Raw genomic sequence first — 18,725 nt, 5'->3', positions numbered from 1 at the left:
AAAGGCTGGCTTACATTTAGCCAGCCTTTTCTGTCGTTATTGTTCAAGTGAATTAAAGCACTTGTATGCCTTCCTCACGGGCTTGTTCCTCCCCGGAAGGAGTGATTAATTTATAACCCTTGCCGTGGATGTTGATGATCTCGATACCCGGATCGTCTTTCAACAATTTACGTAATTTCGTGATATAAACGTCCATGCTACGAGCGTTGAAATAGTTATCGTCTACCCAGATTGTCTTCAAGGCGTAGTTACGCTCAAGGATCTCATTTGCATGGGCGCACAACAAGCTTAATAATTCGCATTCCTTCGTAGTAAGTTTCGTAACCTTGTCGCCGATAGCCAACGTTTGTTTTTGGGTATCGAACAAGAAGTTTCCTAACTTGTAGAAAGGAATATCTTTCATCTTCTTACCTTTCACACGGCGAAGGATAGCCTCGATACGAAGCAATAGCTCTTCCATGCTAAACGGTTTTGTCAAGTAGTCATCCGCACCGATCTTGAATCCTTCCAAGATGTCTTCCTTCATAGTCTTGGCTGTAAGGAAGATAATAGGGATATCAGGATTGATAGAGCGAATTTCTTGTGCCAAGGTGAAACCATCTTTCTTTGGCATCATGACATCCAACACACAAAGATCGTATTTACCTTTGGTAAAACCTTTGTATCCGGCTTCTCCGTCAGAGAATAGGTCCGTTACATACCCTTTAGCTTGTAAGTATTCTCTTAAAAGCATTCCTAAATTCTCATCGTCTTCACAAAAGAAGATCTTTAGTTTTTCTTCCATAACTAACTTTTTATAAGAGGTAAAGTAATAATAAATTTTGTTCCAATGTTTCCGGCACCACTTTCAGCACGGATCGTACCTTTGTGGTCCTCAATAATTTTACGTACGTAAGCGAGTCCGAGGCCGAACCCTTTCACGTCATGTACGTTGCCTGTCGGTACGCGGAAGAAACGGTCGAATACCTTTTTCAGATATTCTTTCTTGATACCGATACCATTATCTTCCACGGAGATCAACAGCTTTCCGTTCTCGTTCCAAGTGCGTGCCATCAATGTAAGCGGAACTTCCGGGCGGCGGTATTTAACCGCATTGTCCATCAAGTTGAACAATACATTGGTGATATGCATTTCATCCACATATATATCCGATTCTGTAGCTTGCAGGTCTATATCCATTGTACCGCCGTACTTCTCGACCTTTAAAACGAAGGTGTTAGCCACGTTCGCTACCAAATCATTTGCGTCAATTTCTTTCAATTTAAGCGCTGCTTTCTGTCGTTCGAACAAAGACATCTGTAGCACTTTCTCGACCAAGAAGCTCAATCGCTTCGTCTCGTCGTTGATTACGCCGGATATATGCTTGAATACGTCCGGACTCTTCGTTATATCCGAATCCTTCAACATCTGGGCGGCGAGCGAGATCGTGGATACCGGTGTCTTCAACTCGTGCGTCATGTTGTTGATAAAGTCGTTTTTCATCTCGGATAACTTCTTCTGACGGAATACGATGTAAATCGTGAAGACGAAGGTTATCAACAGGATCAATGAGAATATAACCGATGGAACGATGAAAGTAATAGAGCTTGAGATATAATCCCCTTTCGTCGGAAAATAAACTCTCAGGTAGTTTAGTTTCGATGGGGGATCGTTCGGGAAAAGCACTTGGGTGATCACGTCAGAGGCGATCGGTTGCTTTTGGAATTCTCCGCTCTGGTATACTACATTTCCATCTTTGTTAATAACAGAAAACACAAACGGCAAGTTCAAACCGTTGTTAATAAATTCTGTTTTTAAGTAATTGTTCAGCTTTTTAAAATCTATACGTTCCTCAATCGGCTTTAGATTCGCGGTGTATAAGATGTTGTAAATCACCTCCTCTATCAGTCCACCTTGGTACTGGTAACGTCTTTTTAGTGTCTTCTGTAAATCTTTAGATGTGTTTACGATGCTGTTGGCAGACTGCCGTTTTGACAAGGAAGAGAGCGGCTCGAACTTATGGGCGCTAAAACTTTGCATCTCTATTTGTTGAACGGTTCCATTAGAATCCTTGATCTGTAATTGGTATTTCTCATGGTTGATCACTTGTCCTAGGCTTTGGGCATCCGGGGCATTTTGATACATGAAATTTGTCTCATCCCGGTTGATATCATCCTCGAGGTATTTACGGGTCTCATCCAATTCCAGATTCTTAGATACTTGGCGCAGGCTTCTTTTGACAGTCTCATTGAACTGTTCGCTGCGTGTCTTAAGTATAATGCTCACATAGTTTACCTGTAGGTATAATAACCCGGCGAAGGCAAAAGCCATAACTACCGCAAGCAACCAAATTGTCGACTTCCTCATATCAATATCTTTCTCTTAATATTGCAACAAATAACGTATGTTTTAGTTTAATATTTACACAAAAAAGGTAAAAATAATCCGTTTAAAATGTTAATAATACTTTGTGGGCATAGAGGATGTATGCTAGCTAAGCATTGAAACTCCGCTGTTAATGCACTAGTTAGCGTTATTTTATCCTAAGTTTTTTATATATTATCCTAAGTAAAAACAAGTCCGGTGCGTTCTTTGTTGCGCCCGGACTTTATAAAGTCTCCACTTAGGGGATTAAAATCGATGTCCCGGAGGAGGACCCATCGGACCTCTTCCCCGTCCGCTTCTACCCGGCGTTTTCACGTCGCTGGCACTGGCTCCGCCTTTGAAGATGCTGAACCGATAGATGAAGTGTACCATGAAATAACTGCCTAGCGTGTTATATTCTGAGTCTTGTATATAGCTAGCGGTAACGGAACGGGAGATATTGCTTCGTTGTTGCAGGATGTCGTAGATCTTGAAACGGAGCGTCCCTTGGTTATTCTTTAAGAAAGACTTGGAGGCTGAGGCATTCCATAGGACTTCGTTCTGTTTGAATCCGTCCCCGTAGCCAGAGTTGGTAGACCAGTTCACGTCACTCTCTATCTTGAAATTGAGGGGCAGATAGATTGTCGTGTAACCGCCGGCTCCGTAATTGAAGGTGTTTTGGTTATTTTCCTTTTGCAGGGAGTTGCTGGTGGCATTGTAACGAATATTCCCGTTTACGCCCAGATCCAGATAAGAGGAGCGGAAGTCGATACCACCACGTTCGGACAATATGAGATTCCGGTTCGTATTCTTCTCCTCGTTGATATATCCGTTGCTATTAGCGAACGAGGCCATTGTCATGGAGTTGATGGAGAATTTCTTATTCTTCAAGGGGGTGTTCAACATCATACGGACGTTGCCACTATAGTTGCCATTTACGTTTTTGTAAGTGGTGGTCTTTACACCTGTCTCTTGGTTATAAGAGGTATAACTTACGATATCGTTGATGATATAACTACCGTTTGCCATGATCATGAAGGCCCGTTGTTTCTCCGGCGTGAACTGTTGGAAACGAATAAATACGTTGTTCGTATAGCGGGGATTCAAATCCGGGTTACCGATCGTGATATTCGTCGGGTCCGAGATATCCGCTACCGGTTGTAATTGAGTCATGCTCGGTTGGCTGGTACGGCCATTATACATGATACGAAGATTCGTACGCTTATCGAACATATAGTTGAATTGAGCCATCGGGGAGAGGTTGACCACCTTACGGGTTATCTTGGATAAGGTCGTGTCGCCAACGAAATTCTCGCTGCTGGAATAGGATGGGTCCAGATTCAAGCCGATCGTGTAGTTGAACTTTGCCCGTTGAGACTTGAAGCTCAAGCTGGCCCGCTGGCTGATAAAGTTATTACGATAGCTTTGGTTATAGGCGGAATCTAATACATTATATATACCATCAGCGTCTTGGTTGTAAACATTCTTCAAGGCTTCTTGTTTCCGTTGGCTGATGCTATAAGTGGCTTGGATGAAATTATTATGCCCGATCGGTTCTACCCACGATACGTAGGCCCGGTAATTGAAACCTTTGTTGTCGTAACGTGAGCGCTGGTCGATAATGCTATTCTTCAAGGCATCAGTCTGGTTGAAATAAACGATGTCGGAACGGTTCATGCCGTCACTGTACGAATCGCTATTGCCTCCGGAAAGGGTGGCGCTGAACACACGCCCTTTGTTATTCAGCTTACGGCTGAAATCGATGCTGGCATTTAGGTTGTACCCGTTACTTTCCGAGTAATTGCTGGATTTGTTGGTATTGACCGTATCCCGTTCGTTATCCAAGGTGGTAGCATCACTGAAATTGTCATTCATGCTATGGCTGAGGCTGAAACTCGGGCGGAAGATAAGTTGAGTCATCGTGTCCGGTTTCCATTCCAAGCGAAAGTCTACGCCAAAGTTATCGCTCTTCGTACGGCTCATCGCCTCGCTATTATCGTAGGAGGAACTATCTCCGGGAAGAATATTCTGCCGGTCGCTCTTGCTGCGAGCGTCATTGTCGGAATGGGAATAACGAGTATTTCCCCCAAGAGTTAGTTTATCCGGCTTGAATTCCTTGCTGAAATTCAAACCTGCGTTTCCGGAAGAGGTGATACCGCTACCCGCTCCGAAACCTCCTCGTCGACCTCCACCGCCTCCCATACCGGAGAACATTGTTGAGGCTAGATCGGAAAAGCCCATATTATTCGTGTTATTCGTTCCCCCCATGAACGTGATCTGGTCATTATTCACGAAACGATTGACCATGGCGTTGCCTTCATACCGATCTTTACTTCCGTATCCGCCATATGCGTTGCCAAACCAACCTTGCTTCATGCCGGGTTTCACGGTTAGGTTGATGACGGTCTCTTCCTCTCCATCGTCGAAGCCAGTCATTTGGGCCATATCGCTTTTTTTATCAAGTACCTGTAATTTATCGATCATCTTGGCTGGAAGATTCTTGGAGGCCACTTTCGGGTCATCGGAGAAGAACTCCTTTCCGTCCACCATTACCTTTTTCACCTCTTTTCCATTGACGGTGATCTTGCCTTCGCTATCTACCTCCACACCGGGCATCTTTTTCAATAAATCCTCCAAAACGGAGCCTTCGGTTACTTTATAAGAATCCGCGTTGTATTCCACAGTGTCGTTGCGAACGGTAACCTCGGGTGCCTTACCTATAACTACGGCTTCTCCCAACTCGATCGCTCCGTCGCTTAATTCGAGTTTACCTACGTTTACGGGATTTTTCTTTCCGGTGATTTGCAAGGGTTGGTACAATGGATCGTATCCGATGAATGTGATGTGTAGTAAATAACTTCCTTTCTTTACGTTTTTCAAGGTAAAACTACCATTACGGGCGCTCACCACACCTCGTACCATGGCACTGTCTTTTACGTTCAGCAATCGTACCGTTGCTTGCTCGATGGGGGTATCACTACCTTGCTCAACGACAGATCCGGTAACATTAACACCGCTTTGCTGTGCGAAAGCCATCGGTGAAAAAAGGATCATCAACAACATCAAAAGGCACTTTCCCGATTTCATAACTATATGGATTACATTGTTTACAATTACGAAAAGATAGACATGGTTCATTCAAAATAGTTTAATATAACTTTTATGGATTTGATATTATTAACACATGATATTTATTCTTGGGGCCGTAGAACCTCAGTGGGGATAGGTGTATGAGTTAACCATTCTCACTCTTTTGATCGAGGTGAATTTCATCCGTATCGGCACAAGCGATAAATACTAGAGCTTAGAACCTGCACGAGTAGTCCCAGCCTACGCCGGTAGTTGCGTATGACGACACCGATACTAACACAAGGTGCTCATGAAAAAAGTATCGTATCTTCATCGCCCCATGCACCTAAGATACTTCGCCAATGAACTTAGGATACTTTCTCAATGAAACTAAGATACCTTTTTCGCATGGCTAACTGATACGCCTTTTACTGCCCCTTACTTTTGGAAGTACTTCTGGCATGATCATAAGGAATGATTTTCTCTTTGGTAGAGGGTAAGAAAGATGCTTACGCTGAAATGTCTATCGGACATAAGATCATCTCTGCGATCGCTGATGACGGTAAGGCCGTTGTATATTATATTGCTACGACGGTTCTTACTTCCGACAACGCTACTATTGCTGCTCCGGCCGCTGCTGTATTCGTAACGGTTGGCGAGGAAACTGTTAAGGTGGTTGTGAAATAAATTAGACAACAAATAGATAGGGTAAGAGATGGAATATTCCCCATCTCTTCCTTTTAGAAGATATTTATAATTCTGAAATTCCCGGCGGAGATAGATTCTTCAAGTACATCGTGATGGTAGATTACTTAAAAATATGGGAAACATGTGTCCGTATAGGCCCTAATAACCAGGAAACGGGTCCTGCCATTGGCGGCTAAAATGAATAACCTACGGCTTGTCGAGTGAATAACTAACGGCTATACCTAGCCGGTAACATACAACTCTAAAAATGAATAGCTTACCACTTGAAAAGCCTTTTTATGCCGAAACCAACAAGATATTCTTTGCAACTTCTTTAAAAAAATATTGATAGTTTTATTTAGCTTTAGGGTTTGTAAATGTGTAAAAAGAGTTGAAATGTTGTTTCTATTAAAAATATGAGTTACATTTAGCGGTTAAACAGGAACGATTATTTTTTTATTTGTCATTTTGTGATTAGGAAAGGTTGAAATAAGGAGATAAGATAACTATAATATGGAGGAACAGTTTCTGCTTGTAGAGCTTAGACGGGGGAATAAAAATGCTTTTTCCCATTTATTTATGGCTTATTACAAAGATCTTGTGATGTTTGCTGGTAGCTATTTAGGAGAGAGAAATATTAGTGAGGATGTCGTACAATCAGTATTCCTAAAGGTTTGGAATGATCGTGAGAGCCTAATAATAGAAACTTCTTTTAAATCCTATCTTCTGGCTTCCGTACGAAACAGTTGTTTGGATGAGATACGGCATCGGTATGTTGTTCGGGAGCATGAATCCATTATTTTGTCCCATCTGGAACTAGATGATATTGATACGGAGAATTATATATTATATTCAGACTTATACGATCATTTGCGAGAAGCCTTGGATAAATTGCCTATAGCTTGCCGGGAAGCTTTCGAGATGAGTCGTTTCGAACAGTTGAAGTATAAGGAAATAGCGGTAAAGCTAAATGTTTCTGAACGTACGGTGGAGGTAAGGGTAGGTAAGGCCTTGGGGCTACTTCGTCATTATCTGAGAGATTTTTTGTCTGCATTGATCACAACATTTCCCTAAAGAATGTTATTTGGCTGTGGGTTATAACTTGAATACCTTCTCTAGCGCAAATTATGCGCATTGACCCTTATAAATGGTACGCATGGAAAGACGGGGCTTTAGTTTTCTGGGATGATCCTTTGGAATGTGTGTTCAAGAAGATCGGGCAGACATTTAATGTTGACATTATTTTAAAAGACACGGATATAGCTCATCAACTTTATCGGACCACTTTTAGGCAAGAATCTTTGGATGAGATCTTATGCCTTCTGCGTTTGACCGCTCCGATTCGTTATGAATATTCCAACCGGAAGGTAGATGCATCATCATTATAAGAAACAAAGGATAGAAGTCTATAAAATTAGATAGGGAGCGAAAAAATACGTTTTATTTTATGTGGGGTTCTAAAGTTGATCCGTCTTATATATGTAAAGACTATTTGTTTGTTAACCTGTAAATAGAAATTGCCTATGGAATAAAGGAGGAGCAGGAAAATTATATCATGCCACGAATTTAGGATAAAAAAGGGAAGATCTCGTACATCCTCCCTTTTATGAAGCTTAGTCGTAAAATTTTATAACCTTATTTTCTAACTAAACACAACAAAATTATGAAATCAGTTTCATTTGATGAAATTAAACGGCGACTATTTGCCACTAAAATCTTTAGTATTATAAGAATATGCCTGCTATTACTGATCTGTAGTGTAATGAGAGCTTTTGCTTCTATAGGCTATTCACAAATGACTACACTTTCATTAGATCTAAAAAATGTATCAGTAGAAGAAGTCTTGAATGAGATCGAATCAAAAACGGAATACCGCTTTCTTTAATAATAAGAGATCGGTAATTGAACAAAAAAGCTGATATATCATCTAAATGAGAAGGAAATAACAACGATTCTAGATAATCTGTTCGAAAGAAGTGGAGTGAATTATGTGATAAGCGATCGACAGATTGTGAGTTGATGAATTGGAGCGTTCATTTATTTATAATATACCAAGTAGATAAAAGCCTCATATAGAAAGATAAAGTATGTTACGAAACATGTTCGTCTTTGTTTTAGGTAATGGATAAAGTGTTATTTTTACGCCCAAATATATAAGTGTTAGTTATTACACTTATATGAGTTCAATCTTTTAATAAAAAGGCATATAGTAAACCACTCTATAATGTGAAAAGTAATGATTGAGGAATTAAAAGAGAAAGTTTTCAAAGCGAATTTGGATTTGGTCAAATATGGGCTGGTTATTTTTACTTGGGGAAATGTAAGTGCCATTGATCGTAAAAAAGGATTAGTAGTCATTAAGCCTTCGGGTGTTTCTTATGAGACTATGAAGGCTGATGATATGGTCGTGCTGGATTTGCGGGGTAATATAGTGGAGGGAAGGTTGAAACCTTCATCGGATACTCCGACTCATTTGGTCTTGTATAATGCTTTTCCTGAGATAGGGGGAGTTGTTCACACGCATTCCACCTATGCCACTTCGTGGGCTCAAGCCGGACGTGATATTCCTAATATCGGTACGACACACGCTGACTATTTCAGCGAGGCCATTCCTTGCACGCGCGAAATGACTCAGCAGGAAATAGAAGGTGAGTATGAGAAAGAGACAGGAAATGTGATCGTCGAACGTTTTCAGCAAATTAATCCTGTATATGTTCCCGGGGTCCTCGTAGAGAATCACGGACCATTTTCTTGGGGAAAAGATGCTGATGAGGCTGTGTATAATGCGGTTGTAATGGAGCAAGTGGCCAAGATGGCTTATATATCTTATGGCATCAATCCTCAACTGGGTATGAATCCACATTTGGTTACGAAACATTTTTATCGAAAGCACGGCCCGAATGCTTATTACGGGCAAAAATAAGTATGAACACTATAAATAGATGATAAATAACGACATTATTAACTTTTTAAATCAATAAGCCATGAATAATTTCAATGATTTCGAGGTATGGTTCGTTACAGGGGCGCAGCTTCTGTATGGCGGCGATGCGGTTGTAGCGGTAGATGCACACTCTAACGAGATGGTAAATGGATTGAACGAATCCGGTCTCTTGCCCGTAAAAATAGTATATAAAGGTACGGTAAATTCTGCCAAAGAGGTAACGGCCACTTTCAAGGCCGCTAATAATGAGGACAAATGTATCGGTGTAATCACTTGGATGCATACTTTCTCTCCGGCGAAAATGTGGATACATGGCTTGCAGGAATTGAGAAAACCTCTATTACATTTTCATACCCAATTCAACAAGGAGATACCTTGGGACACCATGGATATGGACTTCATGAACCTGAATCAGTCTGCTCATGGCGATCGTGAGTTCGGGCATATTTGTACTCGAATGCGAATTCGCCGCAAAGTAGTGGTAGGGCATTGGAAAGATGGGGAAGCTCAACGTAAGATTGCTGTTTGGATGCGTGTCTGTGCGGCTTGGGCGGATGCTCAAGACATGCTGATTGTCCGTTTTGGCGACCAGATGAATAATGTAGCGGTAACGGATGGAGATAAGGTTGAGGCGGAGCAACGCATGGGTTACCATGTGGACTACTGCCCGGTGAGCGAACTGATGGAATATCATAAAAATATCAAGGATGCCGATGTGGAAGCTCTTGTAGCAATCTATTTTAGTGAATACGACCATGACGCTTCATTGGAAGATAAATCTACAGAAGCTTATGAGAAAGTATGGAATGCGGCGAAAGCGGAATTAGCTCTCCGTGCTATCCTCAAAGCGAAAGGAGCCAAAGGTTTTACTACAAACTTTGATGACCTAGGACAGACAGACGGTAGTTATTTCGACCAAATCCCGGGATTGGCTTCTCAGCGTCTGATGGCGGAAGGTTATGGATTTGGCGCTGAAGGTGATTGGAAGTCCGCCGCTCTTTATCGTACGGTATGGGTAATGAACCAAGGACTTTCCAATGGTTGTTCTTTCTTGGAAGATTATACCTTGAACTTTAAAGGTGGCCAAAGTTCAATTCTTCAATCACATATGTTGGAGATTTGTCCTCTTATCGCCGCATCCAAGCCACGTCTTGAAGTACATTTCTTGGGTATAGGTATCCGTAAGAGCCAGACGGTACGTTTGGTCTTCACCTCAAAAGTAGGTACGGGTTGTACGGCTACTGTCGTAGATCTGGGGAATCGTTTCCGTTTGATCGTAAACGATGTGGAATGTATCGAACCGGAGCCGCTGCCTAAGTTGCCGGTTGCGTCTGCCCTTTGGATTCCGATGCCAAGCTTCGAGATAGGTGCGGGTGCTTGGATTTTGGCAGGTGGTACTCACCACTCATGTTTCTCGTACGACTTGACTGCGGAATATTGGGAAGATTATGCTGAAATCGCAGGTATCGAAATGGTACATATCAACAAGGATACGGCTATCAGCAACTTCAAGAAGGAACTTCGCATGAATGAGGTTTATTATATGTTGAACAAAGCGCTTTGTTAAACTTCAATCAATATGAAAGTAGATGCGAAATCAACCATTGAAGCGGGGAAAGCTATTCTTGGCATAGAATTTGGCTCGACCAGAATAAAAGCTGTCTTGATCGATGAGGAAAACAAACCGATCGCACAAGGAAGTCATAGTTGGGAAAACCAGTTAGTCGACGGACTTTGGACATATAGCGTGGAGGCTATTTGGTATGGATTGCAGGATTGCTATGCGGATCTTCGTTCAAACGTGAAAAAAAAGTATGACGTTGAGATCGAGACACTGGCGGCAATCGGTATTAGTGCCATGATGCATGGTTACATGGCATTCAATGAGAGAGAGGAGATACTCGTGCCTTTTCGCACATGGAGAAACACCCATACGGGCAAGGCTGCGGCGGCCTTATCGGAATTGTTTGTATATAATATTCCTTTGAGATGGAGTATTTCTCATTTGTATCAAGCGATCTTGGATAATGAGGAACACGTTAAGGATATTGATTATCTGACAACCCTTGCCGGTTTCATCCATTGGCAGATAACGGGGCGAAAAGTATTGGGTGTAGGTGACGCATCCGGTATGCTTCCCATAGATCCGGCCACCAAGAACTATTCTGCCGAAATGATATCCCAGTTCGACCGATTAATCGCTACAAAGGGATATGATTGGAATTTGCGGGATATCTTGCCTAAGGTCTTGCTAGCAGGTGAAAATGCCGGTCATCTTACATTGAAGGGAGCTAAAATGCTTGATGTATCAGGCCATTTGAAAGCAGGCATACCTGTTTGTCCTCCGGAAGGCGACGCTGGTACAGGTATGGTGGCGACCAATGCCGTCAAGCGACGTACGGGAAACGTTTCCGCCGGTACATCCTCATTCTCTATGATCGTGTTGGAGAAGGAGTTGTTAAAGCCATACGAGATGATTGACATGGTTACCACGCCGGATGGAAGCCTTGTGGCTATGGTACATTGCAATAATTGTACCTCCGACCTTAACGCATGGGTCAATTTATTCAAGGAATATCAAGAGCTGCTGGGTGTACCTGTGGACATGGACGAGGTATTTGGAAAGCTTTATAATCATGCGCTTACGGGGAATGTGGATTGTGGTGGTCTTATTTCATATAATTACATCTCGGGTGAACCTGTAACGGGGCTTTCGGATGGAAGACCGCTGTTTATACGCTCGGCGAATGACAAGTTTAACCTTGCGAATTTCATGCGGACTCATCTGTATGCTTCAGTAGGGGTTCTTAAGATAGGTAATGACATCCTTTTCAAAGAAGAGAAAATCAAAGTCGACAGAATTACAGCACATGGAGGTCTGTTCAAGACCAAGGGTGTAGGTCAAAGAATATTGGCTGCGGCTATAAACTCACCCATATCCGTTATGGAAACCGCTGGTGAAGGGGGTGCTTGGGGAATTGCCCTGCTGGGTGCTTTTCTTGTGAACAATGACGGGAAGCAATCTCTGGCTGATTTCTTGGACGAGTATGTGTTTGCCGGTGATGCCGGTGTTGAAGTTTCACCCACGGCGGAAGAGGTAGAAGGTTTTAACACATACATCGAAAATTACAAAGCCGGATTGCCCATAGAGGAAGCGGCTGTACGATTTAAATGTTATTGATTAAATCTTACACCTCTTTTCAACCAGTCTTTGAAGAGGGGTGTATATCTTCAAAAGTGCAATTATACATACAAAAGCCTAAATAGATAGAGTCCCCTGAAAGATGATATATCTTATCGTTGTAAGATGCATGATCTTATAATGATAAGATCATACATCTTGTTGCTGTAAGACGATACATCTTTATTTCTATTCTTTGTACTATTGATCACTTTGTTTTCTTAAAGAATGTTATTTAACTGTGGGACTTTCAATCTTGCACGTCTTTTTTATAAAATATAAAATTAGGATGAGCACAAGAAAACAAATAGAGGAATTAATAACCGGCTATCTGTCCGGGAATACAAATAAGGAAGACACGGAACGATTGGTGGCTTGGATAAAGGAAAGTCCCGACAATCTTCGATATTATCAACGGTTGAAAAATATATGGCAGGTTTCCCATCCCGCTTTCGGGGCTGATACGATTCAAGTAGCTAGTGCCAATGAAAAAATGATGAGTCGGATTACTCCCGTAAAATGGTATGAATCGAGATTTATCCGTTATTGGCAATATGCGGCGGCGATACTTCTGTTGCCCTTAGTTGTTTTTTCTTCCTATTTGTTTATTTCCAATCAGCGTACGGAATACTCCCAAGTCGCTTATCAAGAGGTCTTTGCTCCTTATGGTACCCATTCCCGGGTGAATTTACCAGACGGTTCCTTGGTATGGCTGAATGCTGGAAGCTCTTTGAAATATCCGACTGTGTTTGATTGGGATAAGCGACAAGTAGAACTTTCCGGAGAGGCTTATTTCGAGGTGGAATCAGATCCGGAGCATCCATTCATTGTTCAAACCGATGGGGTAGAGGTCTCTGCTGTGGGAACTGCTTTCAATGTGGAGGCTTATCGGAACGATTCAATCGTGGCCGTGACGATGGCGATTGGAAAAGTAAATGTCTCTCTGGGGAAACAACGAGTCTTTTCCTTGGTATCCGGTGAACGGATGGGATACAACGTTAATACTTCTTCCTGTCGGATCGAGCAGATCGATCCCTATAAATGGTATGCGTGGAAAGATGGTGCCCTGGTTTTCCGGAATGATCCTTTAGAATATGTATTCAAGAAAATCGGGCAGACCTTTAATGTGGATATCGTTTTAAAAGATACCGCTATAGCTCATCAGCCCTATCGGGCTACCTTCCAACAGGAATCTCTGGACGAGATATTGCGTCTCTTACGATTGACGGCCCCTATCCAATATAAATATTCAAATCGGGAGCGGGGTACCGATAATCACTACCGAAAACAAAAAATAGAGGTATACAAAACAAAAAAGTGAGAAAAATACACATATTGTATGTGGATCTCTTGAGTTGAGACGTCTTATATATGTGAAAGGATTTTATTTGTTAACCATTAAATAGATGTTGCCTATGGAATAAAAAAGAGTGGAGAAATTATATCATGACACGAAATTAGGCTAAAAAAGGGAAGGTCTCGTACACCTCCCCTTTTATAAAGCTTAGTCGTAAAATTTTTATAACCTTATTTTCTAACTAAACACAGCAAAATTATGAAATCAGTTTCACTTGATGAAATTAAACGGCGGTTAATTACCTCTAAAATCTTTTGTATTATGAGAATATGCCTGTTATTACTGATCTGTAGTGTAATGCAAGTTATTGCTTCTACCGGCTATTCGCAAATGACTACACTTTCATTAGATCTAAAAAATGTATCAGTAGAAGATGTCTTGAATGAGATTGAATCGAAAACAGAATACCGTTTTCTGTATAATAAGAAATCGGTAGATGTAGACCGAAAAGTTGATATCTCTGTAGACGGGAAAGAAATAACAACTATCTTGGATAATCTCTTTAAAAAGAGTGATGTGAATTATGTGATAAGTGACCGGCAGATTGTCTTGAATAAGACATCCGATGTCATGATCGTCCAGCAAGGAAGACGGGTAAGCGGCGTTGTCGTGGATGGTACCGGGATTCCGGTGATTGGAGCGAATGTCGTAGAGAAAGGCACTACGAACGGAACGATTACAGATATGGATGGTAAATTTTCACTGGAGGTTCCGGATAACGCTACATTGTTAATCTCTTATATCGGTTATTCTCCTAAGGAGATAGTGGTAAAAGGCCAAAGCTCCTTTCAGATAAAATTGGCGGAGGATACGAAAGCGTTGGATGAGGTAGTCGTAGTAGGTTATGGTATCCAGAAAAAGAGTGTGGTGACGGGAGCGATCTCATCCGTAAAAGCCGAGGATATGATGAATAGCGCTAATACACGACCGGAGCAAGCTTTGCAAGGAAAGACTTCCGGTGTACAGGTATTGTCTTCTTCCGGTGCTCCGGGTTCCAGTATGAAAATCCGTATACGTGGTTATAGCTCTAATGGTAACTCGGACCCTTTATATATTGTCGATGGTTTGCGTACGGATGATATTAGTGGTTTGGAACCTAGTAATATCGCTAGTATGGAGGTTTTGAAAGATGGAGCATCTGCTGCTATCTACGGTGCGGAAGGTGGTAATGGCGTCGTTTTGATTACCACGAAAAATGGTTCGGCTGGTAAGACTCAAGTGACTTACGATTTCCAATATACGATTCAGAGCTTGGGCAAGACTCCGAAAGTCATGAATGCGGAGCAATACATATCTTACATGGATGAATCCGGCGCTATTCCGGGTATTCAATGGGACGGTACCGATACGGATTGGGTGAAAGAGACCTTTGAGGCGGCTCCGATGCAAAAGCATAATTTGTCAATCTCGGGAGGAAATGAAAAGTCTACTTATTTAATGTCATTATCTTTCTTGAATCAAGATGGTATCGTAAAAGGTGACGATGATAACTATAAAAGATATTCCGGGATGTTTAACGGAAGCCAGAAGGTGAACAAATGGTTGAAGGTAGGTAGTAGTGTCCAGATCAACCGATCCGTACAGCATTCGATCAACGAGAATGACGAGTCTCGTGGCGTGATCTCTAACGCTATTTTGCTAGACCCGCTGACACCGGTAGAATATGTAGGCGAGGTTCCTACCCGTGTGCAGGAATTGATCGATGCCGGGAAGCCGGTGATGCAATCGGAGAATGGTAATTATTACGGAATCTCTAAATATGTAAACGGAGAGACGATTAATCCGTTCGTACAGAAGGGGCAGTCTCAAACTGCTACTACGATTACGTCATTGATGGGTAATGCTTATATGGATATCACTCCGTTAGAGGGACTTACTTTTACCTCAAAGCTAGGTATTAATTATTTCTCTAAAAACGTACACAACTATAAGCCGGAATACTATTATAGCGGCGAGATGATGAATGCGTTCGCCTCAGTTAGCGAGTCAGACGCTACCATGACCTATTGGCAATGGGAAAATTATGCTTCTTATGTAAAGAGCTTCAATAAGCATAACTTTACCCTCATGGCAGGAACCGCAGTCTCCCGCAGGGACTATAAGACGGTTACGGCTTCTGGTTATCCATTGATCAAAGACCAAGATTCGTATGCCGATCTGGATTATATCTCTACGCAGGCGAATTCAAAGGTAGGTGGAACCACCTTGACTGATACGAAGCTTTCCTATTTTGCCCGAATCAATTATGATTATGAGAATAAATATTTATTCCAAGCGACGGTTCGCCGGGACGCTGCCGGTCTTTCTATCCTTCCGAAGGATAATCGTTGGGGTACGTTCCCTGCTTTATCAGCGGGTTGGGTGATCAGTAACGAGGATTTCTTTCCGGAACTGAATGGGTTCTCTTACGCTAAGATTCGTGGTAGTTGGGGACAAAATGGTAGTTTGTCGAACCTTGGTAAATACAGTTATGCGTCTAATGTCGTGTCATCCGGTTCTGTAACCAATTATCTGACTTGGTCAAGCATGAATGCTTCTACCTTGTATCCTTTGGCGGATGGTACATATGCGACCGCTTCTTCTCCTTCCGTATTGGGTAATAATAAATTGACATGGGAAACCAGTGAGCAGTTAGACTTTGGTATCGATCTACGCTTCTTGGCCGATCGTCTAGGGTTTACGATGGACTACTATCATAAGACTACGAAAGATCTGATTACGACAAATACGCCTCCACTAGAAGCCGGTAATAGCGCTTCCCCGATCAATGGTGGAAACGTGGTGAATAAGGGATTTGATTTTGAGTTGACTTGGCGTGATCATATCGGTGATTTTAAGTATAGTATTGCGGCGAACTTATCTACCTTGAAAAATGAGGTGACTTACTTAGACCCAACAATCAGTCGCCTGAATGGTGCTTCCGTAAACAAATGGTCTTCTGCCACGGCGTTCGAGAAAGGCCTTCCGGTTTGGTATTTCCGGGGATATAAGACGGATGGTATAGATCCGGCAACAGGAAACGTGAACTTTGTGGACGTAAATGGCGATGGAACGGTGAATGCGAATGATTTTACGTATATCGGTAGTGCTATTCCAGATATTACCTACGGAGCTACCTTGAATATGGAATATAAGGGGTTTGACTTTACGATGTTCATACAGGGACAAGCAGGAAACGATATCTTGATGGGTATTATCCGTACGGACCGTCCGGCGACAAACAAGCTGTCTTTGTTCTACACCGATCGTTGGACTCCGGAGAATCCGAACGCCTCACGCCCGTCCGCAACCGTAGACGCTAAGTACTGGAATAGTGACCAGATGTTATTTAACGGCTCTTTTATGAAAATCAAGCAAATACAATTAGGTTACTCATTACCGGCTCTCGTGACAAATAAGTTGCATATCGGGCATACACGTATCTATGCGTCTTTGGATGACTTTTTCACATTTACGAATTATCCGGGTATGGACCCGGAGGCATCTAGCTCCGATAATAATAGCATCGGTATAGATCGTGGATTCTTCCCGATATCTAAGAAGGTTTTATTCGGATTATCTCTTAATTTCTAACTACTAATTATGCATGGATTATGAATACAGGAATCATTAAATACGGAATATTATCGTTGGCATTTACGTTGTGTACGGCTAGTTGCTCGGATTTTCTGGATACGGAACAAAGAGGGGTAACGACGCAGGAGTCTTTTTATAAGACGGACGCAGAGGTTACAGAGGCTTTATATGCTATTTACAATAAGATGCAAAGCAGTGATTTGAATACGTTCCAGTTCAAGAATCTTCTTTCGGATGACGCCATGGCCGGTGGTGGCGGTCGTGGAGATAATAACCAAGGTGAGGAATTGGACGAGTTTCGGTTCGGATCGAGTAATACGATACTTCGTGCGATGTTCACGAAATATTACCAGATCATCTATACTGCGAACTTATTGATTAACAAAGTGGCTCCGGAATCGGAAGTGAAAAAGATGGCGATCGCGGAGGCCAAGACTTTCCGTGCCTATGCTTATTTTGAGTTAGTGACTCTTTGGGGAACAGCTCCTTTGGTAACGGAACCTCTTGATCCGGATAATTATGCGCAGCCCAATTCTACGCTAGAAGAGCTTTGGGGACAAATTGAGAAGGATTTACAGGAGGCTATCCCCGATTTACCTTTAAAAAGTCAGTTATCGGCGGCGAAAAAAGGAAATATTTCCAAGGGTACCGCTCAATCTTGGTTAGGAAAAGCGTATCTTTATCAGAAAAAATATGATGAGGCCGCAGTTGTGTTCGATGAGGTGATCAATAGCAATGAATATGCCTTGAATCCAGACTTTTCGATGTTAACCCGTAAATCTACCGAGTTTGGGAAGGAATCTATTTTTGAGGTGTCTTATGCGGATGAGTTGTCAACGATAACGGAAGGAAATACGGTTGTGGCCTATTGTGGTCCTCGTACGCCATGGTTTACAGCAGGGACGAGCGGTATCACGGAAACCGGTTGGGGCTGGTGCGGCCCGAGAGCTGAATTATATGACGCTTTTGTTGCGGCGGGTGATGTAGTGCGCAGGAAAGGTACTGTAATCAGTGAGCAAGATTTGATTTCGGAATTCGGAGGCTCTTTCCGTGATTCGGAAGGTAATTTACCCTATGGAACGGAAGGGTATGTACGTATCAAGCATGGCGCTTTTGTCGATGAGACCCCGGGCGAGGAGTATCATACCATTAGCGGGATGAACTACCGTATTACTCGTTATGCGGATGTCCTTTTGATGGCAGCGGAGGCTTATAATCGTAAGTCGAGCCCGGATGACACAAAGGCTTTAAGTTACATCAATCAAGTTCGTGCTAGGGCGCAAATGCCGGATTTGACCTCCAGAGGCGATAAGTTATTTGAGGACATTAAGCTAGAGAGACGTTTGGAACTTGCGTTTGAGTTTGTACGTTATCAAGATTTGATCCGTTGGGGAGATGCGGATAAAGTGCTGGCTGATCAAGGTAAGAAGATCCCTAGAGGTGATGGAACCTATTTCGATTTCCCGGATGCGGGTTTTAAGGAACGTAATTGGTTATTACCATTCCCGGATACGGAAATTAATGTGAATCCGAATTTGAAACAGAATGCAGGTTGGTAATTAAGGAAT

At 42.4% G+C, this 18,725-nt stretch carries 11 protein-coding genes and 1 pseudogene; 9 read left to right on the top strand and 3 right to left on the bottom strand.

Translation table 11 applies throughout. The features are described 5' to 3' along the window. Positions 1 to 52: 52 nt before the first annotated feature. The 3 genes from DW205_RS11985 to DW205_RS11975 form a co-directional block, all read right to left on the bottom strand. Positions 53 to 784, bottom strand: coding sequence for a response regulator transcription factor (locus DW205_RS11985; protein ID WP_005861388.1), 732 nt, complete (start codon positions 782 to 784; stop codon positions 53 to 55). A 2-nt stretch (positions 785 to 786) separates the two neighbouring features. Continuing rightward, positions 787 to 2,346 (bottom strand): sensor histidine kinase KdpD, encoded by a 1,560-nt coding sequence (locus DW205_RS11980; RefSeq protein WP_005861390.1) that lies wholly within the window; start codon positions 2,344 to 2,346, stop codon positions 787 to 789. Positions 2,347 to 2,610: 264 nt separating this feature from the next. Continuing rightward, on the bottom strand, positions 2,611 to 5,430 hold the full coding sequence (locus tag DW205_RS11975; protein ID WP_034530533.1) for a TonB-dependent receptor: 2,820 nt from the start codon (positions 5,428 to 5,430) through the stop codon (positions 2,611 to 2,613). A gap of 564 nt (positions 5,431 to 5,994) precedes the next feature. On the opposite strand from DW205_RS11975, the pseudogene DW205_RS22845 reads away from it, so the two are divergent. From DW205_RS22845 to DW205_RS11925, 9 genes and pseudogenes are all read left to right on the top strand, one after another. Beyond that, a pseudogene (locus DW205_RS22845) lies at positions 5,995 to 6,099 on the top strand (DUF6383 domain-containing protein); the annotation flags it as partial. Positions 6,100 to 6,612: 513 nt separating this feature from the next. Further along, positions 6,613 to 7,173, top strand: a complete 561-nt coding sequence (locus DW205_RS11965; RefSeq protein ID WP_005866979.1) for an RNA polymerase sigma-70 factor — start codon at positions 6,613 to 6,615, stop codon at positions 7,171 to 7,173. A 53-nt stretch (positions 7,174 to 7,226) separates the two neighbouring features. Further along, a complete protein-coding gene (locus DW205_RS11960; protein ID WP_005866980.1) occupies positions 7,227 to 7,487 on the top strand; it encodes a FecR domain-containing protein in 261 nt (86 codons plus the stop codon). 848 nt (positions 7,488 to 8,335) lie between these two features. Continuing rightward, entirely contained in the window at positions 8,336 to 9,022 is a 687-nt protein-coding gene (gene araD / locus DW205_RS11950; protein WP_005866982.1) for an L-ribulose-5-phosphate 4-epimerase, read from the top strand. A gap of 61 nt (positions 9,023 to 9,083) precedes the next feature. Further along, positions 9,084 to 10,610: an L-arabinose isomerase gene (gene araA, locus DW205_RS11945; protein ID WP_005866983.1), complete on the top strand. Its 1,527-nt coding sequence runs from the start codon at positions 9,084 to 9,086 to the stop codon at positions 10,608 to 10,610. Positions 10,611 to 10,622: 12 nt separating this feature from the next. After that, positions 10,623 to 12,224, top strand: a complete 1,602-nt coding sequence (locus DW205_RS11940; RefSeq protein ID WP_005866984.1) for a xylulokinase — start codon at positions 10,623 to 10,625, stop codon at positions 12,222 to 12,224. Between the two features lie 289 nt (positions 12,225 to 12,513). Then, positions 12,514 to 13,545, top strand: a complete 1,032-nt coding sequence (locus tag DW205_RS11935) for a FecR domain-containing protein (RefSeq protein ID WP_005866985.1) — start codon at positions 12,514 to 12,516, stop codon at positions 13,543 to 13,545. Between the two features lie 297 nt (positions 13,546 to 13,842). Continuing rightward, a complete protein-coding gene (locus tag DW205_RS11930; RefSeq protein ID WP_229055168.1) occupies positions 13,843 to 17,154 on the top strand; it encodes a TonB-dependent receptor in 3,312 nt (1,103 codons plus the stop codon). 20 nt (positions 17,155 to 17,174) lie between these two features. After that, positions 17,175 to 18,716, top strand: a complete 1,542-nt coding sequence (locus DW205_RS11925) for a RagB/SusD family nutrient uptake outer membrane protein (RefSeq protein ID WP_005866987.1) — start codon at positions 17,175 to 17,177, stop codon at positions 18,714 to 18,716. Positions 18,717 to 18,725 lie beyond the last annotated feature (9 nt).

The sequence above is a fragment of the Parabacteroides sp. AM17-47 genome (genome assembly GCF_003434625.1).
GTDB lineage: Bacteria > Bacteroidota > Bacteroidia > Bacteroidales > Tannerellaceae > Parabacteroides > Parabacteroides distasonis.
This window is presented reverse-complemented; position numbering and strand designations above follow the sequence as displayed.

Excerpts from the sequence above, each read along its gene's own strand:
- DW205_RS11935 (WP_005866985.1), top strand. The coding sequence starts at position 12,514 with ATGAGCACAAGAAAACAAATAGAGGAATTAATAACCGGCTATCTGTCC.
- DW205_RS11930 (WP_229055168.1), top strand. The coding sequence starts at position 13,843 with ATGAGAATATGCCTGTTATTACTGATCTGTAGTGTAATGCAAGTTATT.
- DW205_RS11960 (WP_005866980.1), top strand. The coding sequence starts at position 7,227 with ATGCGCATTGACCCTTATAAATGGTACGCATGGAAAGACGGGGCTTTA.
- DW205_RS11925 (WP_005866987.1), top strand. The coding sequence starts at position 17,175 with ATGAATACAGGAATCATTAAATACGGAATATTATCGTTGGCATTTACG.
- DW205_RS11975 (WP_034530533.1), bottom strand. The coding sequence starts at position 5,430 with ATGAAATCGGGAAAGTGCCTTTTGATGTTGTTGATGATCCTTTTTTCA.
- DW205_RS11980 (WP_005861390.1), bottom strand. The coding sequence starts at position 2,346 with ATGAGGAAGTCGACAATTTGGTTGCTTGCGGTAGTTATGGCTTTTGCC.
- araD (WP_005866982.1), top strand. The coding sequence starts at position 8,336 with ATGATTGAGGAATTAAAAGAGAAAGTTTTCAAAGCGAATTTGGATTTG.
- DW205_RS11965 (WP_005866979.1), top strand. The coding sequence starts at position 6,613 with ATGGAGGAACAGTTTCTGCTTGTAGAGCTTAGACGGGGGAATAAAAAT.
- DW205_RS11940 (WP_005866984.1), top strand. The coding sequence starts at position 10,623 with ATGAAAGTAGATGCGAAATCAACCATTGAAGCGGGGAAAGCTATTCTT.
- araA (WP_005866983.1), top strand. The coding sequence starts at position 9,084 with ATGAATAATTTCAATGATTTCGAGGTATGGTTCGTTACAGGGGCGCAG.
- DW205_RS11985 (WP_005861388.1), bottom strand. The coding sequence starts at position 784 with ATGGAAGAAAAACTAAAGATCTTCTTTTGTGAAGACGATGAGAATTTA.